This window comes from Hyalangium gracile, assembly GCF_020103725.1.
GTDB lineage: Bacteria > Myxococcota > Myxococcia > Myxococcales > Myxococcaceae > Hyalangium > Hyalangium gracile.
Genome location: NZ_JAHXBG010000005.1, coordinates 90,932 through 116,262, shown reverse-complemented (window position 1 = coordinate 116,262; position 25,331 = coordinate 90,932). Strand labels below are relative to the sequence as shown.

General features: G+C 71.0%; 14 protein-coding genes. 8 read left to right on the top strand and 6 right to left on the bottom strand.

The genetic code is table 11. The annotated features are described in order from the left end of the window. Window positions 1-37: 37 nt before the first annotated feature. The 5 genes from KY572_RS11555 to KY572_RS11535 all read right to left on the bottom strand — a co-directional run bounded on the left by KY572_RS11555 (window position 38) and on the right by KY572_RS11535 (window position 12,444). A complete protein-coding gene (locus KY572_RS11555; RefSeq protein ID WP_224242629.1) occupies window positions 38-8,056 on the bottom strand; it encodes a non-ribosomal peptide synthetase in 8,019 nt (2,672 codons plus the stop codon). Between the two features lie 15 nt (window positions 8,057-8,071). Next, window positions 8,072-9,121 carry a patatin-like phospholipase family protein gene (locus KY572_RS11550; RefSeq protein ID WP_224242628.1) on the bottom strand — a complete coding sequence of 350 codons (1,050 nt, stop codon included), beginning with the start codon at window positions 9,119-9,121 and terminating at the stop codon, window positions 8,072-8,074. 23 nt (window positions 9,122-9,144) lie between these two features. Beyond that, window positions 9,145-9,393 carry a hypothetical protein gene (locus tag KY572_RS11545; protein ID WP_224242627.1) on the bottom strand — a complete coding sequence of 83 codons (249 nt, stop codon included), beginning with the start codon at window positions 9,391-9,393 and terminating at the stop codon, window positions 9,145-9,147. Further along, complete coding sequence (locus KY572_RS11540; RefSeq protein WP_224242626.1) at window positions 9,390-10,580, bottom strand: ArsA family ATPase; 1,191 nt, start codon at window positions 10,578-10,580, stop codon at window positions 9,390-9,392. Before KY572_RS11540 ends, KY572_RS11545 begins: the two co-directional genes overlap by 4 nt. A gap of 109 nt (window positions 10,581-10,689) precedes the next feature. Continuing rightward, window positions 10,690-12,444, bottom strand: a complete 1,755-nt coding sequence (locus KY572_RS11535) for a sigma-54-dependent transcriptional regulator (protein WP_224242625.1) — start codon at window positions 12,442-12,444, stop codon at window positions 10,690-10,692. 169 nt (window positions 12,445-12,613) lie between these two features. Here KY572_RS11535 and KY572_RS11530 point away from each other — a divergent pair, with 169 nt between their 5' ends. Genes KY572_RS11530 through KY572_RS11515 form a run of 4 tightly spaced genes read left to right on the top strand, consistent with a single transcriptional unit; the run spans window position 12,614 to window position 17,503 of the window. Next, window positions 12,614-14,977, top strand: coding sequence for a cyclic nucleotide-binding and patatin-like phospholipase domain-containing protein (locus tag KY572_RS11530; protein ID WP_224242624.1), 2,364 nt, complete (start codon window positions 12,614-12,616; stop codon window positions 14,975-14,977). Further along, window positions 14,974-15,942 (top strand): 3-oxoacyl-ACP synthase III family protein, encoded by a 969-nt coding sequence (locus tag KY572_RS11525; protein WP_224242623.1) that lies wholly within the window; start codon window positions 14,974-14,976, stop codon window positions 15,940-15,942. The genes KY572_RS11530 and KY572_RS11525 overlap by 4 nt, the downstream gene beginning before the upstream one ends. Beyond that, on the top strand, window positions 15,939-16,691 hold the full coding sequence (locus tag KY572_RS11520) for a lysophospholipid acyltransferase family protein (RefSeq protein ID WP_224242622.1): 753 nt from the start codon (window positions 15,939-15,941) through the stop codon (window positions 16,689-16,691). The genes KY572_RS11525 and KY572_RS11520 overlap by 4 nt, the downstream gene beginning before the upstream one ends. After that, on the top strand, window positions 16,688-17,503 hold the full coding sequence (locus KY572_RS11515; protein WP_224242621.1) for an SDR family oxidoreductase: 816 nt from the start codon (window positions 16,688-16,690) through the stop codon (window positions 17,501-17,503). The genes KY572_RS11520 and KY572_RS11515 overlap by 4 nt, the downstream gene beginning before the upstream one ends. A 3-nt stretch (window positions 17,504-17,506) precedes the next feature. Here the strand turns inward: KY572_RS11515 and KY572_RS11510 are convergent, their stop codons facing one another. Continuing rightward, a complete protein-coding gene (locus KY572_RS11510; RefSeq protein WP_224242620.1) occupies window positions 17,507-21,073 on the bottom strand; it encodes an ATP-binding protein in 3,567 nt (1,188 codons plus the stop codon). Window positions 21,074-21,421: 348 nt separating this feature from the next. On the opposite strand from KY572_RS11510, the gene KY572_RS11505 reads away from it, so the two are divergent. From KY572_RS11505 to KY572_RS11490, 4 genes are all read left to right on the top strand, one after another. Further along, window positions 21,422-22,258, top strand: coding sequence for a hypothetical protein (locus KY572_RS11505; protein ID WP_224242619.1), 837 nt, complete (start codon window positions 21,422-21,424; stop codon window positions 22,256-22,258). A 76-nt stretch (window positions 22,259-22,334) separates the two neighbouring features. Continuing rightward, complete coding sequence (locus KY572_RS11500; protein ID WP_224242618.1) at window positions 22,335-23,525, top strand: protoglobin domain-containing protein; 1,191 nt, start codon at window positions 22,335-22,337, stop codon at window positions 23,523-23,525. Further along, the gene (locus tag KY572_RS11495; RefSeq protein WP_224242617.1) at window positions 23,500-24,210 is read left to right on the top strand and encodes a response regulator; all 711 of its coding nucleotides are present in this window, start codon (window positions 23,500-23,502) and stop codon (window positions 24,208-24,210) included. Before KY572_RS11500 ends, KY572_RS11495 begins: the two co-directional genes overlap by 26 nt. Continuing rightward, window positions 24,207-25,328 (top strand): sensor histidine kinase, encoded by a 1,122-nt coding sequence (locus tag KY572_RS11490; RefSeq protein ID WP_224242616.1) that lies wholly within the window; start codon window positions 24,207-24,209, stop codon window positions 25,326-25,328. Before KY572_RS11495 ends, KY572_RS11490 begins: the two co-directional genes overlap by 4 nt. Window positions 25,329-25,331: the final 3 nt, after the last annotated feature.

Genomic DNA, 25,331 nt, shown 5'->3' with positions numbered 1-25,331 from the left:
CGCCCCATCCCCTTGAAGCCGACGTGCACCGACACCGTCATGCCTTGCGCTCCGTCCGTCCCGCGCGTCCGAGCGCCCGTCGCCTGCGCGCGCCCCGAGCCGATGCGGGCTCCGCCGCGCCGTCCTCCGCCGTCTTCCCCGCGAGGTGCGCCGCGATCTGCCCCAGGGTCGGGTTGCGCAGCAGCTCGACCAGGGGGAGCCCACCGCCCAGGGACTCGGCGATGCGCCGGTGGAGGCGGATGAGCTGGATCGACGACGCGCCCAGCGCGAAGAGGTTCTCATCGGAGTGCGTGGGGCTGGCCCCCAGCTCCTCCGCGATCAGCTCGCGCAGCGACTCCGTGACATCGTCCGAGGCTGCCCGCGAGACAGTGCGGGACTCCTTGAGGCTCCACGCCTCGGGCAGCGCGCGCCGATCCACCTTGCCGTTCGCGGTGAGCGGCAGCTCCGGGAGCACCCGCCAGGCGGAGGGGACCATGTAGCCGGGCAGCCGCTCCTGGAGGAAGCGGCGGAGCTCGGCCAGCAGCGGATCCATGGCCTGGGCGGGCTGGACCGCGCTGTGCTCCTCCGCGGGCAGCCCGCCGCCGAGGAGCGCGTGCAGGAACACGTCTCCGGGCTCCAGCGCGAAGCGGCTGGAGATGGCGCCGAAGTCCACGCTCCCGATGGGGCAGAGGCCCAGCCGGAGGGCGCTCGCCTCGCTCATGAGCAGCTGCCCGATGTAGCCCGCCTCGAGCAGGCACAGGTCGCGCGAGAGAGGCCCGTAGATGGGCTCGATCGCGCCCAGGCGGCCGATGAGGAAGAGCGAGAAGGCGGAGGCCGCGTGGATGGGACGGTTCCGCTCCGCGTGCAGGGTCTCGGGAGGCTCCTGGAACGGCGCCAGCCGCGCGATCTGCCGCGTTCCCGGATCCAGGTACCAGAGTCCGGCGCTGAGCCCCTCGACGCCTCCGGGCTTCACGTCCAGGTACACCTGCACCGCCTGGAGGCTCCCGGCCGACGGGTATCGGTACTTGGGGAACGGGCTGGAGTCGATGCGGACCGGCAGCAGACAGGTGAGGAGCCGCTCCAGGTCCCCGCGAGCCACGGGACCGGAAGCGAAGCGCCGGGTGGTGCGCCGCGCCGTGTGGAGCGCCACGGCCTCCGGCGTCAGCGCGGGCAGCGGCACCTGCTCCTGCGGCGAGTCGTTGCGGCGCCGGGCCGGCTCGCTCAGCGTGTAGAGCGCCATGTTCGAGGCCACGCCGGAGTCCTGGGAGAGCTCCTCCGCCGCGGGCACGTTCGCGGTGGGCACGGCGGGCGAGGTCTGCTCGGACGAGGCAGCGGCCGGCACGACGTAAGCGGCGAGCTGTCGGGTCTGGGCGTCCTTGCCCTGGACCGCGACCACGACACCGCGAACCGAGGGGTGCTCGAGCAGGGTGGACTCGATCTCCCCCAGCTCGATGCGGTGGCCACGGATCTTCACCTGGGTGTCGGCGCGCCCGAGCATCTCGATGTTGCCGTCAGGCAGCAGCCGGCCGAGATCGCCGGTGCGGTACAGCCGGCCCCCGGCGGGGTGGGGAATGAAGCTCTTCGAGGTCTGCTCCGGGTTGCGCCAGTAGCCGCGCGCGAGCCCGACGCCCGAGATGAAGATCTCCCCGACGACCCAGGGCGGGCAGGGGCTCAGGTCGGGGTGGAGCACGTGGATGGCCTGTCCGGCCATGGCTTTACCGTAGGGGATGCTGGCCCAGGCCGGGTCCACCTCGCCGATGGGGTAGAGGATGGACCAGATGGACGCCTCGGTGGCTCCGCCCATGCTGATGAGCGTGGCCTTCGGGCAGAGAGCGCGTGCGCGATCGGGCAGGCTCACCGGGATCCAGTCACCGCTGAGCATCGCCAGCCGCATGCTGGTGAGGGGCGGGGACTCGGGAACCCGGTGGAACTCGACCAGCATCTCCAGGAGCGCTGGCACCGAGTTCCAGATGGTGACGCCATGGGCCTCGATGAGTCGCGCCCAGTGCTCGGGGACGCGCTCCGAGCGCGCCTCGGGCATGACGATGGCGGCGCCCGCGGCCAGCGCGCCGAAGACGTCCCACACCGAGAGGTCGAAGCTGAGCGACGAGAGCGCGAGGACGCGATCCTCCGGGCCCACGGAGAAGCGCTGGTTGACGTCGAGGACGGTGTTGAGCGCGGCGCTGTGCTCGATGGCCACGCCCTTGGGGCGGCCGGACGAGCCCGACGTGTAGATGACGTAGGCCAGGCTGTCGGGACGAGCCGCCGAGGCGAGCGCCTCCGGCGTCGCTCCGTGGAAGGTGTCCACGGTGTACCGGACGAGCTCCCGCGGCCAGTCGAGCCGGGAGTCCACCCAGGACTGGGTGAGCGCCACGCGGGCGCCTCCCTCCTCGAGCAGGTAGCGGATGCGCTCACGGGGGAGCGACGGATCGATCGGGAGGTATGCGGCGCCCGCCTCCAGGATGCCGAGCACGGCCACCACCTGCTCCCAGCCCTTCTCCATCACCACGGCCACGAGCTGCTCCGGGCCTGCCCCGGCCTGGCGGACCCTGGCCGCGGCCTCGGCGGCGAGGGCACGTAGCTCTCCATAGGTGAGCTGCCGCTCGGGAGCGATGACGGCGATGCGCTCGGGCGCCTCGGCGGCGCGCTGGAGGAACGGCTCGTGGAGCAGCCGGCCCTCACCCAGCAGCGGTCCGGTGCAGGGCGGAGGCGCCAGGGCCGAAACCGGCGCATCCCAGCGAGCCTCGGAAGCAGCCAGGGCCTCCAGCCGGGAGAGGAAGGCGCCGAACAGCTCATCGATGAGGCCCTCGGGGAAGAGCTCATCGACGGTGTACCACTCGACGTGCAGCGCGCCCGCGCGCTCCAGGACGACATGGTCGAGCCACACCTGCGGCGTCTGGCCCAGGCGGAAGACGGGCTCTCCGAGCCAGTCCATGGCGGCGAAGTCGCGCAGCAGGCTGGTGAAGACCACGGGCATGGGGGCCCGCGTGCCGCCGTGGCGCGCGGCCATGGCGCGCATCACCTCCACGCCATGGAAGGCCTGGGCGTCCAGGTCCTTCACCAGCCGGCTCTGCACGGCCTGCGCCCGCGCGGAGAAGGCCACCGCGCCCGAGGCATCCACCTCGAGCAGCTCCAGGGAGGTGAAGTCGCCGATGAGCTCATCCACTCGCGGGTGGAGCGGGAGTCGCTCGAACCGCGTGAGGTTGAGCGTGAAGCGGGGCTCCCGGGTCCAGCGGGACAGGACCTCGGAGAACGCGGTGCACAGCACGATGGACGGGAGCACCGAGCACTCGCGCGCCCTCGCCTGGAGCGTGGCCCACTTCGCCGGCTCGATCCGCACGGCCCGGCGCGAGAAGCGCGGCCGCGTCAGCGTGGAGGGCTCCCGGGCGAGCGGCAGCGCGGGCGCGGGTGGCAGCGAGTCGATCCGGGACAGCCAGTAGCTCCGGGCGCGCTCGCGATCCTCGGAGCTGACCGCGTTGCTGGCCGTCAGGATGTAGTCGCGGAAGGTGATCTCCAGCGGCTCGGCCACCGTCGAGGGCTCGCGGTAGAAGCGACCCCACTCCTGGAACACCAGCACCAGGCTCGAACCGTCGAGCACCAGCAGATCCAGCGCGACGGTGATCCGGAGCTTGCCCCCGTCGAGGTGATGGAGGCGGATCTCGAAGCGAGGCCAGCCGCCAGGGCCAGCCCGACGCTCCATCATCTCCTGGCGGGCCGTGGAGAGGGCCTCCTCCACGTCCTCCGGACGCCACCCGCGCAGATCGGCCTCGCGGAAGGCATGGCGGGGCACGCGCGGCAGGATGCGCTGCTGTCCGCCTTCCAGGACGACGCATCGGAGCATCAGGTGGCGCTCGACCACCCGGTTCCACGCATCCTGCAGGCGGACGGTGTCGAGCCCGGTGGCTTCGAACTCCTGGAGGTAGCGGCACGCGATGCCACCGGTCTCCAGCAGCTCGCTCTCGCCCAGCCAGTAGGCGAGCTGGATCTCGTTGAGCGGGAAGGGCTCCAGGGCGTGGGCCGGATCCGGCCGCAGGCCCTGAGGCTCCGCGCGCGTGGCAGGAGCCTCCTGGCGAGCCTGATCGATCCGCCTGGCGAGCTGCTCCACCGTTCCGGCCTCGAACAGGACGTGGAGCGACAGGGCCACGCCGAATGACTCGCGGATCCGGGAGATCATCTTCGCGGCCAGCAGCGAGCTGCCACCGCGCTCGAAGAAGTTGTCCTGCACGCCCACCGGGCCGAGGCCCAGATCCCGCTCCCACAAGAGCGCGAGCTGCTTCTCGGTCTGCGTGGTGGGAGCCACCTTCCCGGTGGCCTCCTCGGGACGCCGCAGCGCCGCGAGGTCCACGCCTCCATCCGGTCGCCGGGGCAGGGCGGGGACACTCCGGGGAGCACACATCCAGGGCCGCCCGAGGCAGTCCGTCGCCTGGAGACGGGGCGCCTTGCGTCCAGCCGGGACTTCGGCGTACGCCGCGAGCGTGAGCAGCGAGCGAGGCTCGGCGCCCGACACCAGCCGCTCGATGCGCCAGTGGGAGGAATCCAGGCCGACGAGGGCGAAGGGCAGGGGACGGTGCAGCACACCCAGCAGCGAGCGCATGCCCTCGCGCGGCGACAGGGGCAGGAAGCCGGCCGCGCGGGCCGCCGACTTCAGGCCCAGGCCCTGGCTCATTCCCACCTCGTCCCAGACGCTCCAGGCGATCGACCACGCCCGGTGTCCCTCGGCATGGAGCGCCGAGGTGAGCATGTCGAGGTAGCGCTTCTCGGCGGAGTAGAGCCCGGCTCCATGACCGCCGAACGTGCCGTTCACCGAGGAGTAGGCGAGGAAGAAGGCCTTGTGCTCCCGGGCCAGCTTCGCCAGGTGATGCGCGCCGCGCATGCTGTCCGAGAGCCGCGAGGCGATCGCCTCGGGACGCTCCTCGTCCAGCGTGCGAGACTGGAACTGTCCCGCCAGGTGGATGAAGCCATCGGGCCGCTGATCCCAGCGAGCGCGAGCCTGGGCCAGCGCCTCCCCGAGCGCGCGGGGATCGGCGATGTCCGCGGAGACATAGAGGATGTCGTCCACGTGACGGGCGCGGGAGCGGAGCGACTGCAACCGCTCCTGAGGAGCGGCGCTCCGGCCGATCAGCAGCAGGCGCGCCCGCCACCGCTCGAGCAGGTACTCCGCCAGCGCCACACCTAGCCCGCCAGCGCCGCCCGCGAGCACATAGAACCCTCCCGCGCGGAACGGGAGAGGCTGTCGCTCCTCGGCCCTCATCGCCACGGGCTCGAGTGCGCGGCGGAAGCGCTCCTCCCCACGCCAGGCCACCTCCTCATCACCGTCATGGCTGGCCAGCTCCGTGAGCAGGAACTCGACGCTGCGTGGCGAGGTGGGGTCTTCCAGATCGACGCTCTTTGCTCGCACCCAGGGCTTCTCGTGGGCGAGCGAGCGGAGCAGGGCGATCGCGGGGCTCTGCTCGGCGACCACCGACTCCTTTCCCAGCACCTGCTGGCCGCGTCGGGTGACGAGCAGGAGCCGCACCTCTCCTTCGTGCCCGGCCTCCAACGCCTGGGCCAGGGCCACCAGGCTCGCCACCCGCGACGCACTGGCAACCTCGGACTGGTCCACGGCGGAAGGCGCTTCGGCCAGCGCCAGGAGATCGATGACCGCCCGGACGGGCTCACCCTGCTGCCGCGCCGTGGCGAGCAGGCTCCGATAGGACTCGGGCGTCACCGCCGCGCGAGCGGAGAGCACCCGGTGCCCCTGCGCCGCCAGGCGCTCGCAGACGCTGCGGGCCAGCGCATCCTGCTCGCCGGAGAGCACCAGCACCGTGCTCCCGGCAGGCAGGGGCTCGGACGGCGAAAGCGGACGGCGCGTCCAGACGGGACGATGGAACCACGCCGGCACCGTCTGGGCCGTGCGGCCCAGGATGTCCATGCGCTTGCAGGTGGCGTCGAACTCACCCTGCTCGAAGCGTGTCTTGAGCTGGGAGCGCTGGATCTTTCCGATCGCCGTCTTCGGGATGTCGTCCCGGGTGACAGGCACCACGTAGGTAGGCTGCACGCCGCACCGCTGCGCCACCCGGCGGCGGATCTCTCCCAGCAGGGCCACGAGCGCCTCGCCCTCGGCCTCCACCGGGTGGAAGAAGATCGCCAGCTCGTCGGTGTCCCGCCCGCCCACGCGGATCGGACAGGCGGCGGTGAAGGAGACCTCCACCCCCGGCACCTCCTCCACCTCGGCCTCGATCTCGTGGCTGTAGAAGTTGACCCCGTTGATGATGATGAGGTCCTTCTCGCGCCCGGTGATGGTGAGCCGGCCCTCACGCAGCATCCCGAGGTCGCCCGTCTTGAACCAGCCGTCGGCGGTATAGGACTCCCGATTCTGCGTGGGGTTGGCGTGGTAGCCCCGGGTGACCGTCAGCCCGCGCACCTGCAGCCGGCCGCTGCGGCGCTCGGGCACGGGCTTGTCCTCGGCGTCGACGATCCGGACCTCGAACCCCGGGATGGGCGCCCCCACCTCGACGAACGAGTCCGTGTCGCTCGTCGTGTCCAGCCGGAAGTGCTGGGAGTAGGTGACGGCCGAGCACGTCTCGGACATGCCCCACGCGGGGCGCATGGCATGCGCCGGCAGCCCCTTCGGCGCGAGCACGGACATGAAGCGTCGCGCCGTGCGAGCCACGATGGCCTCGCCCGCGTTGAGGATGAAGCGCAGGCTCGACAGATCCCAGCTCTTCTCCGCGATGGTCGCAGCGCGCTCGTTGATGAGGCCATACGCGAAGTTCGGCGCCCAGGTGATGGTGGCGCGGTGTCGCGAGATCAGCTCCATCCAGCGGAGCGGCTCCTCCAGGACATAGGCCGTGTGAGCGTGCACCTGCCGGGCGCCCAGCCAGACATCCCGGAGGTGGAACATGACGATGCCGCCCACGTGATCCAGCGGCATCCAGTTGACGGACACCTCGCGCGAGTCGAAGCCGTGGCACACCTCGGTGGCGAGCAGCCAGTCCGTCAGGCTCTGGTGCGTCTGCGTCACCGCCTTGGGCAGGCCGGTGCTGCCGGAGGTCAGCAGCAGCAGCGCCGTCGTCTCCGGCGCGGGGGCGTGGAACTCGGAGGTCGGCTCATGGGCCTCGAGCTCTCCCAGACTCGCGACGCGCAGCCCCTCGAGCTCCAGGGACTGCTCCAGCCCGCGGGCCGCGGCCACCAGGGTGGGCTCCGTCAGCAGCAGCGGCTTCTCCAGCATCCGCCAGGCATGGCCGATCTTGCGGACGTTCCCGTTGGAGGGCTCGAACGAAGGAGGAATCGTGAGGGGCACCGGGATGCCCCCCGCCAGCGTGACGCCCCAGAACCCGCCGAGGAAGGCCGCGGGATCATCCAGCAGCAGCAGGACGGGCTCTCCCGGCCGAAGCCCTCGCGCGCGCAGGCCCGTCACCGTGCGCGAGGCGCGGCGTAGCAACTCCGGGTAGCGCTCGAAGCGCTCGGAGCCATCCTTGGAGAGGTGGAGGACGCCGTGCTCGGGGTGCGCGTTGGCGGCCCGCACCAGCGTGGCGGCCAGCGTCCTCGGCGAGCCCGCGGGACGCTCGAGCCTGGGACCCACGCTCACCGAGAGCGGACCGTCTCCCGCCGTCGGGCGCTCCTCGGTGGGGCCCGTCTCCTGCGCCGGGCCCGTGCTGTGCCAGTCCGCCAGCAGATCCGACACATGGAAGGGGAGGGGCACGGGCGGCGCCGCGAGCTCCACCTCCGCCACACCCTCCAGGGAGGCCCGACGCAGCGCCTCCGCGCAGCGCGCCGTCAGGCCCGGATCGAACACCTCGGCGCGCTCGAGCGCCGCCTCATCCACCTCGCCGCCGGGGCCACGAGGCAGCGAGGACAGCAGCGCGAGCCCCGCGGGCCGCGCACCCACCGCGCCGAAGCGCTCCAGCAGCGCGCCCAGGGCCTCGGAGCCTCCCGAGAGCGTCGCGAGCGTCGCCTCGTCCGGGACCGCGTAGACGACCTGGAGCGTCTCTCCGGAGGGACCGGACCGCGAGCGGATGACGTACTCGTGCACTCCGTGGACATGGCGCTGCCGGGCCTCGGAGGTAGTACGCCCTCCTGGCGTGGTGGATGGCATGAGTTCCTCGTGTCCTCAGCTCTTGGGGCGGAGCGGCAGCTCGTGAACGGGGTGCTCGGCCTCGGGAGCCACCTTGGCCTTGGCCGCGGCGGCGCGCTTGACCTTCGTGCGGGGGCTGTTCATCCAGTCCGTGGAGTCGATCCAGTCCAGCGTGGGCTGGAGGTCCGCCCGCTCGGCCACCTCGACGAAGTGCTTGGCGTCCATGGGCTCGGAGAAGAGTCGGCTCTCCTCCTGGGTGAGCAGCGGATTGAGGCGCTGGTAGTACCCGTCCAGGAGAGCGGCGCACTGGAAGTCCACGGCGTAGACGCCCGCGTCGAAGGTGACCTCGATGACGCGCGCGGGCTGCTTGGGCGCCAGCATCCACTCGGTCCAGCCCCAGTCCGCGTCGGGCTTGTCGGTGTAGCGGGGATTCACGCCGGCGCCGATGGACAGCAGCCGCACCTCGTTGGCCTTCGTGTTCTCCTCAGCGATGTTCTGGCTGGCGTGGAACACCTGGGTCAGCGCGCACAGGGACGGGTTGTTGGCGTAGAGCCCGCCGTCCGCGAACTTGCCCTGGAGCGGGAAGGTGACGGGCGAGGCGCTGGTCCGCAGCGCCACGTCCACGGCGAGCTCCTCCAGGTCCGGCTCGTTGGGGTAGGGGAAGTTGTGGAAGATCTTGGGCCGCCACGTGCGCACGCCGCGCACCTCGCCGTCCATCAAGGTGGTGGGCACCACCACCCGGCGCTCCAGCTCCTTGAGCGTCTTGTCGCCGATCACCGCGTTGAGGAACTTGGCCAGGTTGTCCTGGACGAAGAACGCGCTCTGCCCGAGCACTCCGCACATGGTCCGCAAGGGCCCGCCCGAGTAGACGGGCACGGTGGACCACAGCTCGATGCAGGCGTTGATGCCGTCGGCCGGGTTCTCCTTGGAGGCCAGGATGAGGGCCATGATGCCCCCCGCCGAGGTGCCGCTGATGACGTCCGCCGCGCTGATGAAACCAGGCCGCGCATCTTCCAGGCGCCGCATCAACACGGCGGTCACCAGGGAGACGGGACCGCCTCCGTCCAGCGCGAGAATTCGCTTCATGGCCATGGGGATTCCTCCGGCTTCTATTCGATGGGGATGGACTTCTTGGGCGAGGGCTGCGGTGGCTCCGTGGGCTCCGGAGCGGGGGCCGCCTCGGCGCGGCTCAGCTCATGCTCGACGATCGCCATGGCGCCCTTGAGCAGCTCGGCGTTCGCGCGCAGCAGGCTCACCCGGGCCAGCCGCACCGCCGTCTGGATGTCCGTCCTCGGCAGGCGCTGCACCTGGACGAGCGCGTCGCGCAGCATGCGGTTGAGGATCAGCTGGTAGCTCATGGGTGGGCCTCCTTGACGAAGCGGATGTGGAGGTTGCCGTTCTCCATGCGGGCCCCGGCCGTCTCGAGCCGGGAGATGGAGCGCGGGAGCATGACGTAGCGCTTGAAGGTGCCGATGCGGATGACCAGGTCCTCGTCATCCCGCGACAGCTGGATGTCCCGCTTGTCCACGAAGGGCAGCCGCAGGCTCAGCGTGTACTCGTCGTCCTGCTTCTTGAACTCGTAGGGGCGCTCGGCGACGAAGCTGCGTGCCGGATCCTCGTCGCCGTACAGGTTCTTGCCCAGCTGGGCCAGCCGCTCCACGCCCACCACCTCGTCCTCGAAGAGGGGCAACCCCTTGACGGGCACCGGCTCGAAGAAGCCGCGGATCTCCGAGGCGTAGTGGGCCTGGGTGCGTGCCCACTTGGCGAAGTAGCCCTCGCCCTCGGGCAGCAGCCGGTTGATGACGATCTTGTCCGTCACCATCCCGTACATGTTGAAGTACATGAAGGCGCGCTGCGTCTCGCGCACCACCATCTTCTCGGCGTTGGTTACCAGCCGCACGGACGTCACCGCCGGGTTGAGCAGGATCTCGTCCACGCCTCGCAGGCTCTCCACCAGCCGCTCCAGGGCCACCAGGTACGCGTCGCTGGGCAGCGGGGTGTCGCTGATGCGCTCGGCCAGGGGGCGCGTGAGCTTGAGCAGCGTCTTGTCCGTGCGCAGGCGCTTGCGCACGTACCAGTCGAGCATCGACGTGACGGCCACGAACCGCAGCGCCTCCGCCGTGGGCGGGCAGTCCACGACGATCACGTCGTACGTGCGCTGATCGACGTACTTCTTGATGTACATCAGCGCGATGATGTCCTCGAGGCCCGGGAACACCGCCATCTCCTCGGCGACGACCTCGGACAGGCCCGTCGTGGACATGAAGAGCGTGGTGTACTCGTGGATCTCGCCCCAGTGACGGCCCAGGTCCTCCTGGACGTCGATCTCCTGGACGTCCAGCCTGTCCTCGACGCGCCGCGGGGCGCCGCGGGCGGAGTTGAAGAGCTCCCGGTCCAGATCGAAGGAGTCGGCCAGGCTGTGCGCCAGATCGAAGGACATCACCAGGGTGCGGTGGCCCTGGCGGGCGGCCGTGAGCGCGGTGGCCGCGGCAACTGTAGTCTTCCCCACGCCGCCCTTGCCGCAGACCATCAAGACGCGAGCCATGAGACCCCTTCCCCGAACAGGCGCGCACAGTACGCCCACACCCCAGGGGGAGATCAACAGAACTGAGCGTGTAGTTTCGGCTCAGGGCCCGCGGCGGGAGCCCGAAAGATCAGTTTGTCTCGTCCTCGGCCAGTAGCGTGGCGAATGGAGAGCTGCCCTCGCCCAGATCCTTGTAGAGGGCCTCCACCTTCTCCAGCTCACGCTTGAGCACCTTGTGGTGGTTGCGGTTCTTCAGCAGGTTCTCCCGGCCCAGCGCGCGGAAGGCGTCCTCGCGGCCCATCTGCTGCACGGCCTGACCCAGCACCATGCCCACCAGCGCCTCGGCCAGGCCCAGATCCAGCGGAGTGCCGCGGCGCTTGGCCTCGGCGATGAACGCCGTGGCGGCGGCGCGGAACGCTTCCGTGACGGAGTGCGCCACCTTCTCGGGTGTCTCGCCCGTGGCGCCCTCGTACTCCAGCGCCCGGGAGAAGTGGCCCTCGGCCAGCGTCAGCTCCGGCGTGGCGCCGTGCTCCACCAGCGCCAGCGTGTAGGCCCGGCGGATGATGTTGTCGAGCTGCCGCAGGTTGCCCGGCCACGTGCGCCGGCTCAGCACCTGCTCCGCCTCGGAGCTCAGGCGCGCCTGCCCCTGGGGGAACTGCTCCCTGTGCCGCCGGTTCACCATGTAGTTGGCCCAGAGCGGGATCTCGTCCCGCCGCTCGTCCAGCGACGGCACCCGCAGCGGCAGCACGTTGATGCGGTAGTACAGGTCCTCGCGGAAGCGCCCCGCGCGCACGGCCTCGCGCAGATCCACGTTGGTGCCGATGATGAAGCGCACGTCCGCGCCCCGATCTCCCGCGCCGTCTCCCAGCACCCGGTAGGAGCGCTCCTCCAGCACGCGCAGCAGGCCCGCCTGCGCCTTGAGCGACAGCTTGTCGATCTCGTCGATGAAGAGCGTGCCGCCCTCCGCGCGCCCGATGCTGCCCAGGCTGTCCTTCACCGCGCCGGTGAACGCGCCCTTCTTCCACCCGAAGAGCTCCGCCATCTGCAGATCCTCGGGCACGGCGATCAGATCCAGCACCTCGAAGGGGCCCTTGCGCCGGTTGGAGCGCGAGTGCACCCACCGCGCCAGCCGGGACTTGCCCGCGCCGGTGGCCCCGCTCACCAGGATGCTCTCCTCCTGCTGGGCGAACACGTTCAGGATGGGCAGCAGGTTGGCCATCGACGCGCCCACCACGGGCAGGTACTCGTCCACCTCCACCTGGGGCGCCGGACGGAACGGCAGCCCGGTGAGGTAGGGCGAGGCGATCTCCGCGATGGTCTGCAGCTGCTCCACGCACTCGCGCCAGACGAAGTCCTGGCCCATGGACGCGGGGCTGTCGGCCTCCAGCGAGATCATCCCGCCGATGCCCGAGCCCAGCGTGCGCAGCGGGATCACGCACACGTGCGAGGCCTGCCGGCTCAGGAAGCTCTGGCGGCTCTCCTGGCTGCTGAAGCTGCCGGGCAGCAGCTCCTCGATCTTGTCCGGGGACTGCGGCGAGTAGGGCCGCAGCGTCCCCAGCGTCACGTCGATGAAGACGGGGCACCCGTGCTGCACCACCGAGCGCCACGCGATGGCGGACACCAGGCTCGGGGCGCCGCGCGGGCCGGCGCTCCCGGCCGACTGCACCGCCGTGGCGCCTTGCTCCAGGATGGCCAGTCGCAGGTAGCCCCCGGAGGGACGCAGGTGCACCATGCCTCGGAGCACCTTGCCGCGCCCGGAGAACTTGCTGGAGGCGATCGTCCGCTCCGTCAGTTGCATCAGGCTCGCCAGGGTTCGGGTGGCTGCGTCCTCGAAATCCCCAGACTTCGACAACGCCACCACCAGCGAGGAGAGATCATCTTGCATGGAGTCACCAGGCCTGGAATTTCGTGCATGAGGCGGGGGGCCGCTCCGCCTGAGCGCTCGCCATCCTCTCAGAGCAGGGGCGCCTCGTGGAAGCTTCTCGCGCCATTGCTCGCAGTGCGTTCAACCGCACCGTCATACACGGCATCGTAGTAAAGAAGGAGGTGACCGCATGACGCTGCCCCCCTTGCACTTCGGTGCCCTGAGTCGCTGGCTCGACTTCCATCCGGAGCAGGCACGGCACCTCCTGGAGCGGCGGGTGTTCCGTCGGGGGACCCGCGTCTTCCCCAGTCCGGAGCTGAGCGGCGCCGAGCTGCCCAGGCTCCTGATCGTCCTCTCGGGAGAGGTGGAGCTCATCCAGCTCCTTCCGGGGTGCCTGGCGCCACATCGGCCCCTCTACCGGGGCGAGGTGTGGGTCAACCCGAACCAGTCGGCGGAGAAGCGGCGGGCGCCCAAGGCAGCCATTCGCATCGAGGCGGTGGCCACGAGCGAGGTGCTGCTGCTGACCGAGCGAGGGCTGCGCTCGCTGCCAGGGGTGGAGGCAGGGGAGCTGGAGCGGATCCTCGACGATCACGCGGAGCTCCACCGCTCCAGACGCACCTTCTTCAAGGCCATCCGCCACACCGTCCAGTTCCAGCGGGCCAGCGTGAGGCACCTGCATGCCCTGATCGACACGGCGGAGGCGCTCTCCTTCGAGGGAGGCCGCAACGAGGATCCGGTCGTCATCCCCCAGGGCAGCACCCTGGATGAGCACAGGGGCGTCTTCCTGGTCCTGGAGGGGATGCTGGGGGAGTGGCGGGAGCCGCCGATGGACTCCGAGCGCGAGTCCGTCCTCACCCGCGCCCTCTATCCCGGGAGCCTCTTCGGAGACGTGGTGCTGCACAGCGACAACCCGGCGCCATGCACGGTGAAGCTGCACACGGAGACGGTGCGGGTGGCCCGCATCCTCGAGAAGCACAGCGAGCGGCTCATCCGCCGCTCTCCGCTGTTCGCCAGCTCCGTGTCCTCCTCTCCCGCGGATGTCTGGACGCGCATCGCGGACACGGTCACCGGGCTGACTCCGCCCGAGGTGGTGCTCTTTCGGACGGATGCGCCCCGGGTGTCTCTGGGCACGCTCCTCCAGGGCGTGGCCGAGGCCACCCATCAGGCCTACGGCGATCACATCCTCCGGGTGGAGCTGGTGGCGTCCTCGACGACGGTGCCCCCCGCGCCTCTGCCGGAGTTCCGTTCCGGGCAGGTGCCGTCCTATCGCCTCGAGGCCCCCAACGGGCAGGCCGCGGCCCTCGCGCTCCAGCGGCTGGCGAGGTCGGACGCGGGGCGGTGGGACTACTTCTTCGTGCAGGTGGAGGAGCCCCGGCTGTGGTCCGGGCTCGAGCCTCCCGAAGGCAGCGCTCCGGGCTTCCGGCCTCTCGTCGATGGGGACGTGACGTGGAAGCTGGTCTACCTCTCACGAGATCCGCTCGAGGCGGAGCCTCCTCCGGGCTTCGACCGGGGCTCCGTCCTCTACTCCGCCCTGATCGAGCCGGACTCCGAGCACAGGCCGGGCCCCGCGTTTCCCGCGGGGACGGTGCGCCTCCCGCTCGAGGTGGAGCGCTTCTCCAGGCCCCGCACCCTGGCGGAGTGCGGCGCGGCGGAGCAGGAGATCTTCCGGCGCTGGGGACGGGCCATCACCGAGCGCGTGGTGGGCATCGCGCTGGGGGCGGGCGGCTCCTGGGGCTATGCCGAGATCGCCGTCATTCGCGGGATGCTCGAGCGGAACATCCCCATCGACGTGCTCAGCGGGACGAGCTTCGGAGCCGTGGCTGGGGCCTGCTACAGCAGCCTGGGCCTGGCGGGGTTGGAGCTGCTGCTGAGGAAGGGGCAGCTCTTCCTGGGCGTCATCGCGGCGAGCGTGCTCAACTCCAAGGCGATCACCTTCGCCTTCGATCGCATGCTGGGCCACCGGCGGCTGGAGAAGGTCGCGCTGCCCTTCTTCCCCGTGGGCACGGACGTCTCCCAGGGCCAGGCGTGGGTGCTCCGGCGGGGGACGATGGGCGCCGCCATCCGCTCCAGCGGGATCATGCCGGGGCTGCTCTCGCCGGACTTCACGGACAGCCACGGCCGCGTCGTGGACGGGGCCTTCATCAACAGCGTCCCGGCCAGTGTGTTGATGTCCCAGCGCGCCAACCTGATCGTGGCCACCAACGTGCTCTCGGCGCCTCCCGAGACGCAGGACCCGGGCCCCCTGTTGCCGGGAGCGCTGGGGTTGTTCCTCCATGGCCTCAACCCCGTCGGGCGCCTGGCCGATCTGGTGCGCTCGACGCTCATCCTGTTCCACTCCGGCGGAGACATGAACGCGGAATGTGCCGACGTGACCTTCGATCTTCCCTTTACTCCGCTTCCACCCTGGGCCTTTGCCGAGGGGCAGGCCTTCGTGGACAAGGCGGCGAGAGTCGCCGGGCCGACCCTCGACGAGATCGATGCGCGGTGGAAGCGGATGTCCCGGCGTCGCGGCGAGCTGGTGTCCAAGATCTTCTCTGAGGGGGTACGGCCATGATCCCCGTGCGCATCCTGGGAACCGCCGGCGTGCTGCCGGGCAGGGCGGTGACGACGGAGGAGCTGGCCCGGAAGCTGGGCCGGGATCCGGCGAAGGTGGCGGAGCGGACGGGCATCCGGACGCGCTACTGGGTGGAGCCCGGCACCCGCATGCGGGACGTGGGGGTGCAGGCGCTGCGCGGCGCGCTCGAGGCGGCGAAGCTGGCGCCCACGGACCTGCGGCGCATCCTCTTCGTCACCTCCACCGGTGGAGACGCCACCACCCCCGCCACCGCGAGCATGATCGCGGGCGCGCTCGGGCTCACGAACACGTGCGACGCGTTCGACATCAACAACGCGTGCATGGGCTTCGTGTCCGCCTTCGATGTCGCCGCCCGCTCGGTGGCCACCGGGCTGGGGCCGGTCGGCATCGTCGCCGTGGAGTTCACCTCGCGGGGCCTGGAGCCGGGCAACGCGCGGCCCTACCTGGTCTGTGGTGATGCGGCGGCCGCCGCCGTGCTCGGGACCGCGCGCCCGAACGAGGGTGTGCTGGGCGTGTCGCTCTCCAACAACGGCACGCTGCCTCCGGACACCGGCTTCGGCCAGCCGTTGCTCACCGGCCAGATGGAGAAGATCCAGTTCTACGCCTCGCGCGGAGACATCTTCCAGATCGCGCTGGATGCCCTGGGCTCCGCCACCCACGCGGTGCTGAAGCAGGCGAACCTGTCGCTGGCGGACATCCAGTGGGTGCTGCCCCACCAGCCCAACGGCGCCCTGCTGGATGCCATCGTCGACGGGCTGAAGATCGACCGTGCGAAGCTCATCCCGATGGTCCGCGACGTGGGCAGCGTGGCCTCGGTGGCCATCCCATACAGCCTCGATCTGCTGATGAGGACCCGGGACGTGCGTCCGGGGGATCGCATCCTGATGGTCGGGGTGGGGGCGGGCGTCTCCCAGGGCGCGCTCCTCTATCAGGTGGGCGGATGAGCCGGGCGAGCGGGCTTCCCCTGGCGACCTGGCTGGCGGCGTTCCGGGTGCTGCGCCTCTGGCACCGCTACGAGGTCGTCGGAATCGAGACCCTGCTGAGGCCCGGGGCGAAGCTGATCGTCGCCTACCATGGGCGGCCCCTGGCGCTCGACCAGTGCATGCTCACCGTGAGTCTCTACGAGCGGCTGGGCTATCTGCCGCACGGCATCATCCACGGCTTCTTCGGCCAGAACCGGCTGCTGAAGTGGGGGGTGGATGGCCTGGGCTTCGTCACCGGGGATGGGCCCGGCATCGAGCAGGCGGTGGCGCGCGGCGAGCACATCCTCGTCCAGCCGGGCGGGACGAAAGAGGGCTGCCGCAGCTTCCGCCACCGCTACGAGGTCGACTGGGGCGAGCGGCTCGGGTACCTGCGCCTGGCCATCCGCCATGGCCTGCCCATCGTCCCGGTGGCGGCGGATGGCGTGGATGATGTCTACATCGGCCTCAATGATGGCTATGCGCTCGGCCGGCGCCTCCGGGTGCCCGCCGGGATTCCGGTGTGGCTGGGGATCGGCGCGACGGGGGTGTGGCCGCTCTCGCTGTCCATCCCGGTGAAGATCACCCAGCTCGTCGGAGAGCCCATCGAGCGCCACCTGAACGGAGGGATCGATCCCTCGGACCGGGCCGCGCTGCTGGAGCTGAACCAGGAGGTTCGGGGCGCCGTCCAGTCGCTCATGGATCGCGCCAGGGGCCGCAAGGAGGCCGCATGAGCGCCGGACAGTGGGCGGTCATCCTGGGGGCCTCCTCGGGGACGGGGGCGGCCATCGCGGTGGACGTGGCGCGCTCACGCGGGCTCGACGTGTTCGGCGTGCACCGGGGGCGCTACCTGGAGCAGGCCCAGCAGGTGGAGCAGGAGGTGGCCGCCACCGGCCGCCGCATCCTCATGCACCGGGGAGACGCGGGAACTCCCGAGGGCGCCGCCCAGGGCGCGGACGCCCTCCTGGCCACGGCGGGGCCTCGCTCCGTGAAGCTCTTCGTCCACTCGCTCGCCAGCGCCTCGGTGGGCCGCTTCGTCTCGGGAGGGGAGGACCAGCTCCACCCCAAGCAGGTGGAGCGCACCTTCAACGCCATGGCCCACTCGTTCATCTACTGGGCCCAGGCGCTGGTGGCGCGCGATCTGCTCGCGCCGCAGGCCCGCCTGCTGGGGCTGACCAACCCGCTCACCGAGTCGCTCCTCCACAACACGGGCCTCATCACCGCCTCCAAGGCCGCGCTGGAGATCTACGTGCGCCACCTGGCCATCGAGCTGGGGCCCCAGGGCCACCGGGTGAACCTGCTCAAGTTCGGCACGGTGATGACGCCGGCCCTCAAGCACGTCTACTCGCCGGAGGCGCTGGAGCGGCTGGAGACCGCCCACTCCCAGATGAACCCCGCCGGGCGGATGTGCACCGTCCAGGAGGTGGCCCGCTTCGTCTCGCTCCTGCTGGGAGACGAGGTGGACTGGTTCAACGGGGCCACCATCGACTTCACCGGCGGGATGACGCTGCGGCTGCTGGATCTCGTGCTCAACCCGCCGGGCTGAGGCTCAGCCGCGGTCCAGCTCCGCCTGCACCCGGGCGATCTCGTCCGGCATGCCCAGCTCGGAGAAGAGCCCTCGGGCCTTCAGCAGGTGGGTCCTCCGGTTGGGATCCTGCAGATCCATGTGCCGTCCGAGCTCGTACCGGGCGCGTCCTTCCTCGAAGGGCATCTTGTGCGCCTCCGCCTCGGCCAGCGCCCGCTGCCAGGCATGGCGCGCCACCGCGTGACGGCCGGAGAGCCACGCCTCGCTGCCGCGGCACAGCCACGAGAACGAGCGCGCGAACGGCAGGAGCAGCGCGAAGGTGCGCAGGATCTGGATGCCCGCCCGCGCCTCCTTCATCAGCTGCTCCCGCTCGGCGGAGCCCGGGGCGGAGCGCTCCCAGAGCGTGAGGTGCACCTCGTTCATCGCGATGATGCCCGGGTACAGGAAGAAGGTGACGGGCTTGATGGACTGCAGCACCTGGAGCGTCTGCGTGGCCAGCTGCCGCGCCTTCTCGACGTTCTCCTGGCGCAGCCAGGCCAGCGCGAGCGTGCCGTAGAGCACGATCTTCGACGCGACGTCCACGTTGGCCTCGATGCGAGGCAGCTCCGCGGACGCCAGGAGGACGGCCTCCATGGAGCGGCCCATGCGCATCATCGGCCCGATTCGCATCACCGGGCCCCAGAGCTGGGTCTGCGTGGCGCCGCGCCGCCGCGCCGAGCTCTCCATCCGCTCGGCCAGCTCGATGGCGCGCTTGTAGCGCCCGCGGCAGGTGTTCGCGCACGTGAGTACCGCGCACGTCTCCTCCAGCTGCCGGTAGTCGCCCAGGCTGCTGGCGATGGAGATGGAGCGCTCGCCCCAGCTCTCCAGCTCGTGCCAGCGCGCGGTGCCGATGCCGCTGGCCGCGCTGCGCGACAGGACGTAGGCCACGTCGATGGGGCTGCCCACCTGCTCGGCCATCTCCTGCGAGCGGCGCAGCCAGATCTCGGCGATGGGGCGCGTGGGCGGCAGGCTGGCCACCAGCGACATCAGCGCATAGCCGCGCGCCAGGGCGGGGGAGGGGCCCAGCGGCTCGCAGATGTTGAGCATGCGCAGCCCGGACCAGAGCAGGCGCGGCATGTCCTGGGAGAAGAGGAACATGTCCGTGAGCCGCAGCAGCATGCGGCCCGCCTCCGCGCGGTGCTCCAGCTTCTCGTGCGCGCCCAGCTCGAACGCCTCCGGCACCGTGGCCTGGGCGAAGCGCTGGATGAGCTGGCCCGCCACGCCCGTGCCCCAGCCCACGGAGGACGAGGGCACGCTCCAGCCGAAGTACCGCAGGGAGCTCTCGGCGTGCGCGCGGCACTTGTCCAGCAGCCCGAGCTGGAAGTAGACGTCCGCCATCAGCGCCTCGAGGTGCGCCAGCTGCGCGCGCTTCTCGGGCGCCAGGGCCTGGGCATCCGCCCCCGTGGGCGCCAGCAGCGCCAGGGCCCGCTCCAGGTGGGGAATGGCCTCGCGGCTGGCATAGGCCGCCAGGGCCTGCTCGCCGGCCTTCTGGGCGTAGTGGATCTCCTTCGCCGTGTCCCCGGCCTTGCCCCAGTGGAAGGCGAGCGCCACCATCCAGTCCGGAGACTCCGGGTACACCGCCTCGATGGCCATCGCGGCCTGGCGGTGCAGCAGCGGCTCGGCGCGGGCCGGCAGATCCGCGATCACGCCCTCGCGCAGCTTGTCGTGCGCGAAGCGCCACTGGCCCTCGGAGAAGTCCAGCACCGCGGCGCTCGCGCACTCGGACAGGAAGGCGTCCATGCGCATGGTGGGCGCGCACCGGCTCAGCACCTTCGGATCGAGCCTGCGCCCGATGACCGCGGCCAGCTGGAGCAGCTCGCGCGCCGACGGCGGGAGCCTGGCCAGCCGCCGCTGGACGATCTGCTTCACGCCGCCGGGGAAGACCTTGGCGGGCAGCGGCGCGCTGCCGATCCGAGCCAGCTGCCCCGTCTCGTCCGCCAGCGCGCGCACCACCTCCACGAGGAAGAAGGGGTTGCCCTCCGTCTCGCGCCGCAGCATCTCGACGATCTGCGGCGAGCGGCCCGCCGCGCCGATCATCGACTCGGTGAGCACGGCGATGGCGCTCTCTCCGAGCCGGGGCAGCCGGAGCACCTCCATCATCGGCAGCTCGGTGGGCAGCTCGGGGCGCTCGTCGTCGCGGAAGCTGGCGAGGATGAGCAGGGGCAGCGTCCGGGCCAGGGACGCGATGCGGGCCAGCAGGCGCAGCGACTCGCCGTGCGCCCAGTGCAGATCCTCCAGGATGAGCACCGTGGGCTGCGGCACGCGGCGGAACAGATCCTCCACCACCGCGAAGAGGCGCGCCTGCGTCATCTCCGGGTCCAGCTCGACCATGGCGGGCACGGCGCGTCCGAGCAGCGTCTCGAGGTCCTCCACCAGCGGCCGGAGCACGCCCGCCTCGAAGTCGTTCGGCTCGGCCAGCAGCACCAGCCAGCGCAGCACCGAGCGCCACTCCTGGTACGGGCTGCCGCCGCCGGTGACGCCCTGGCCTCGCACCGCCACCGCGCCGCGCACCAGGGCCAGCGTGCGCACCTCATCCAGCAGGCGGGACTTGCCGACGCCGCTCTCGCCGCCCACCAGCCACGCGCTGCCGCGGCCATGCAGCGCCTGATCGAGCACGTCCTCCAGCTTGTGCAGCTCGCGCTCGCGGCCGACGAAGCGCGCGCCCTGGAGGAAGCTCTCGCGCGTGGCGGACGTCTCGGTGACGATCTGGTGGCCGGTCGCCTCCGTCAGCGCCGCCAGGGCCTCCTCGGCGCCGCGGTAGCGCTCGCCGGGGTCGGGCGCGCTCAGCTTGCGCAGCACCTGCCCGAGCGGGCTCTCCTCGAAGCCGGGGGGCAGGCCCGCGGGGCGTCCGGGAGCCGGCGCGGCGAACAGCCGGTAGGCGATCATCCCCAGGCTGAACAGATCCGAGGCGGCCGAGGCCGGGTGGCCCTCGAAGAGCTCCGGCGCCACGAAGCCCGGCGTGCCCACCGTGCCCTGCCCATCGAGCCGCTCGCGGGCGATGGCCAGGCCGAAGTCCAGCACCTTCACCTGCCCGTCGACGACGAGCACGTTGGCCGGCTTGAGATCGCGGTGGATGACGCCCCACCGGTGCATGTAGGCCAGCGCCTGGAGCACCTGCGCGAGCAGGCCCACCCGGACCTCGTGAGACTGGTGCTTGCCGGCCTCGGTGATGGTCTGCGCGCCCTTGAGCAGATCCATCGTGTAGTACGGGCGCGCCTGGTCATCGAACCCGTAGTCCAGCACGCTGATGACGTGCGGGTGGTGCAGGGAGGTGAGGACCTTGAACTCGTCGGCCAGCCCGATGGCGATCTCCGGGGGCGCCGTCTTGGAGCCGAAGCTGCGGGTGGCGTCCTCGGCGATCTCGTCGACCGAGCGGTGCAGCCGCTTCAAGGCCACGACGCCGGCGAGCCGATCCCGGGCGAGGTAGACCGTGCCCATTCCACCTCGACCCACCACCTCCAGGACCTGGTAGCGGCGGCCCACCACCTCGGCGCTTGCGAAGAGCGCCGAGGACGGATCCCCCATGCTGCTCCCGTGCGCGACTGCGTTCATGGATTCCCCTTGGGGCACAGAAGTCTTTCGATCCGGGGGGGAGCCGCGGCTCGAGCCTTGGTTTCCCCTAAGTGATGCAAGTCGGAGTAAGGATTAAAACATTTCCACGGCTATGAGATGCGGACTGTCCGCTTCCCGGGGGGGCTCCAGGACGTCTGGAATGAAGCGGCAGCAGGTTTTACCGCTAATACGGAATTTTGGGGAGACTGAGTGCAGCGCCTGCGCGGGTTCCCGGGCCTGCCGCAAGACTTGCGCGTGCCGGAGTGGCCTCTCGGGTAGTTCGGGGGTGGCGCGAGGATTGCTCCAGGGAGGTGTGCCGGAGCTTCTCTCCGGCGGACGGAGTCCCCCATGGTTGCCCGCGGTGTCTGCATCCTCCTGCTCGCCACGCTTCTGTACGTGCCCTCCAGCCAGGCGGGCGGCGTCGAGCCGGGCTCACCGCTGGCCGTGCAGCCAGCCCCCAAGCGCCCGCCCGCGCCCGCGGCTCCCGCCTCGTCGCGCGGCCTGAGCCTGTCGCGCTTCCTCGAGTCTCCCGGCAAGGAGGAGGCCCGGATCCAGCTGTGGCTGCGCTTCAACCGGTCGGCCACGGAGATCGAGCAGGGGGTGGGCGACTTCCTGGAGACGCTCATCCAGCTCTCGGCCCAGGCCTCCCAGGACGTCATCTACGTGCACGAGCGCGTGCGGCTCGAGGCGGAGGCGCTCGCCTCCCAGCAGGAGATCGAGGACCTGAGGGACGCGCGGACGGAGCTGCTCGAGGAGCTGGACCGGGAGGACCCGGAGCGCGCCATCCTCGGGGGCGAGAAGGCGCAGCCCTGGTCTCCGGACGGGACGCTGGATCGCGAGGCGCTGGCGGGCCCCGCCTTCAAGCCCAAGGGGCGCGCTGGAAGCCTGAGCCGGGACATGGAGCGGGTGCTGGGGCGGCTGGGGACGGTGGAGCGCCGCCTGGATGACGTGGAGCACCAGCTGCTGCCCATCGCGGAGGAGGCGCTGGGCTCGTCGCTGCTCGCGCTCGCCTCGGGGGAGGCCAGCATGCTCGAGGTGATTCACGGGCTTCACTTCCTCAAGCACCAGCAGCGCACGCGGCTGGAGCTGCGCGTCCACCGCGAGCTGCTCTTGATGGAGCTGGCCCGGCAGGCCGGTTGCCGGGTGGACCAGCTCCCATGGGTCTTTTCACCCGTAGCGGGGTAGGCGTCACGGCGAGCGTCAGCCCTTCATGTCTTGAACTGGCTGCTCGGCGCCCCTGCTGGCGCTAGGCTGCCCGCGCATGGCGGAAACCTTGTTCGAGGAGCTCAAGAGATACGTGGGCTTCGGGCCCGAGGACGAGCAGTTCCTGCTCGCCCTTCACTCGGTGGCGCGCGGGCACTTCGCTCGCGTCGCCGAGGTGTTCTACGCCCGCATCCTCGAGCACGAGGGCGCCCGCACGGCGCTCGAGGGCGGGGAGAGCCAGGTGGGCCACCTCAAGGGCACGCTGCAGATCTGGATGGATCAGCTGCTGCGGGGCCCGTGGGACGAGGCGTACTTCGAGCTGCGCTGCCGCATCGGGCGCATGCACGTGCGCATCGCGCTGCCCCAGCACTACATGTTCGGCGCGATGAACGTGCTGCGGCAGGAGTTCAACGCCCTCATCGACGAGCACTACCGCGAGCGGCCACAGGAGCTGGGCGCGGTGCGCCGGGCGCTGTCGAAGATCCTCGACCTGGAGCTGGCCATCATGCTGCACACCTACCGGGAGGATCTGCTGGCGCAGCAGGCGCGCAACGAGCGGCTGTCCACCTTCGGGCAGCTGGTGGGCTCCATCGGCCACGAGCTGCGCAATCCGCTCGGCGTCATCGAGACGTCGCTCTTCATCCTCAAGGGGCGGCTGGCGTCGGTGGACGAGCGCGTCGTCAAGCACCTGGACCGCATCGGCGAGCAGGTGGTGATCGCCAACCGGATCGTCTCGGATCTGCTGGACATGATCCGCGACAGGCCGCTCAAGCACGAGCCGGTGCGGCTGGCGGAGGTGTGGCAGAGCGCGGTCTCCGCCGTGCAGCATCCCCCGGGGGTGACCGTGAGCCAGCGAGGGCTGGAGCAGCTGCCCCAGCTGACGGGGGACCCCAACCAGCTGCGCCAGGTCTTCCTCAACCTGCTGGAGAACGCCGTCCAGGCGCTGGGAGAGACGGGGACGGTGGAGCTGACGGCCACGACGGCGCCCGGCTTCGTGGAGCTGATCTTCGAGGACTCGGGGCCCGGGGTGAGCGAGTCCATCCGGCGGCGCCTCTTCGAGCCGCTCATGACGACGAAGGCGCGGGGCATCGGCCTGGGCCTGCCCCTGGTCCGGCGCATCCTGGAGCGCCACGGAGGGACGATCGCCTACGCGCCCCGCTCCGAGCCGGGCGCGGGCGCACGCTTCTTGCTCCGACTACCGCTCAATCCTCAGGGAGAGCCGCGTGCGACACTACCTGCTGCTCGATGACAACCGAGCCTTCGCGGAGAACATCGCCGAGATCCTCCGCGACATGGGCGACGCGGCCACGGTGGTGACCGATGGCGCCGAGGCGCTCTCGCGAGTGAGGGAGACGCGCTTCGACGCGCTGCTCACCGACATGAAGATGCCGGGCATGAGCGGCGCGGTCGCCGTGCACCACATCCGCAAGGTGGACCCGGGCATCGCCGTGGTGGTCATCACCGCGTACCCGGGAGAGAACGATCTGGAGGCGGCGCGCAACGAGGGGCTGCTGGCGGTGCTGCCCAAGCCGGTGCCGGTGCAGACGCTGATGGGGCTCTTGTCCTCGGCGCGCAGGGACGGGCTGGTGGCGCTGGTGGAGGACGACTCGGCGCTTGCGGACAACCTCTGCGAGGTGCTGCGCGCGCGGGGTTTCTCCTGCGTGACGGCGCGCTCGGTGATGGAGGCGGACCGGCTCTCCATGGTGAAGCCCTTCGCCGCGCTGGTGGACCTGCGCCTGCCCGGAGGCCCCGACGGCGAGGCGCTGCGCCGGCTGGAGGGCCGCTTCCCGGACATGCCCGTCTTCGTCATCACGGCCTACCCGGAGGTGGCGCTGGAGCAGACGCCCGCGGGAGTCTTCCACAAGCCTTTCGACACCGCGGCGCTCGTGGCCGCGCTGGAGCGGACGTACTCCGCGCACAGGTCCGCCGCATGAGCCCCGATGTCCGTCGTCCGCGCGTCCTGGTGGTGGACGACAACGCGGCCTTCCTCGACAACCTGCGCGAGCTGCTGGGAGACGCGGGCTATGAGGTCCGCATCGCGGAGAGCTGCCGCGCCGCCCGCGAGCACGCGAAGGCCGGCTTCGACGTGGCGCTGGTGGACCTGCGCCTGCCGGACGGAGATGGCACCGCGCTGGCCGCCGAGCTGAAGCGCGAGATGCCCGAGTCCGAGGTGGTGCTGCTCACGGGCTTCGCCACGCTGGAGACGGCGGTGGCGGCGGTGCGCGCCGGGGCCTGCGCCTACCTGATGAAGCCGTGCGCGCCCCAGGATCTGCTGCTCACGCTGGAGCAGGCCATGCGGCAGGTGCGGCTGCAGGCGGAGAAGCGCGAGCTGGCGCGGAGGGCCCAGGTGACGGAGCGGTTGGCGGCGGTGGGGACGATGACGGCGGGCCTGTCCCACGAGATCCGCAACCCGCTCAACGCCGCGGCGCTGCAGCTCTCGGTGCTGGAGCGTCGCGTGCGCAAGCTGCCGGACGCCCAGCAGGGCAGCCTGCTCGAGCCGCTGAACCTGGTGCGTGACGAGATCCGCCGGCTGGACCACATCCTGGAGGACTTCCTCCAGTTCGCGCGGCCGCGCGACTTCCGTCCGGAGCCGGTGGAGGTGGAGCCGCTGCTGCGGCGGGTGGTGGATCTGCTCGGGGGCCAGGCCGAGGCGCGCAAGGTGAAGCTCGAGGTGGCGGGGCCCGTCAGCGTGGCCCGGGTGCCGGGGGAGGAGGAGCGCCTGCGGCAGGTGCTCATCAACCTGGCGCTCAACGCCCTGGATGCGACCCCGGCGGGCGGCGAGGTCCGCATCTCCGCGGGAGAGGAAGCCCGCGGCGTGTGGGTGATGGTGGATGACACGGGGCCGGGCGTTCCCCCGGCGGTGCGAGACCGCATCTTCGAGCCCTTCTTCACCACCAAGGCGCAGGGCTCGGGGCTGGGGCTCTCCATCGTGCACTCCATCGTGACGCAGCACGGCGGAACGCTGGAGGTGGGGGACGCGCCGGGTGGCGGAGCGCGCTTCGTGCTGCGGTTGCCGAAGGCCACGCCTGTCCCGGACTCACGGGTGGGGTAGCCT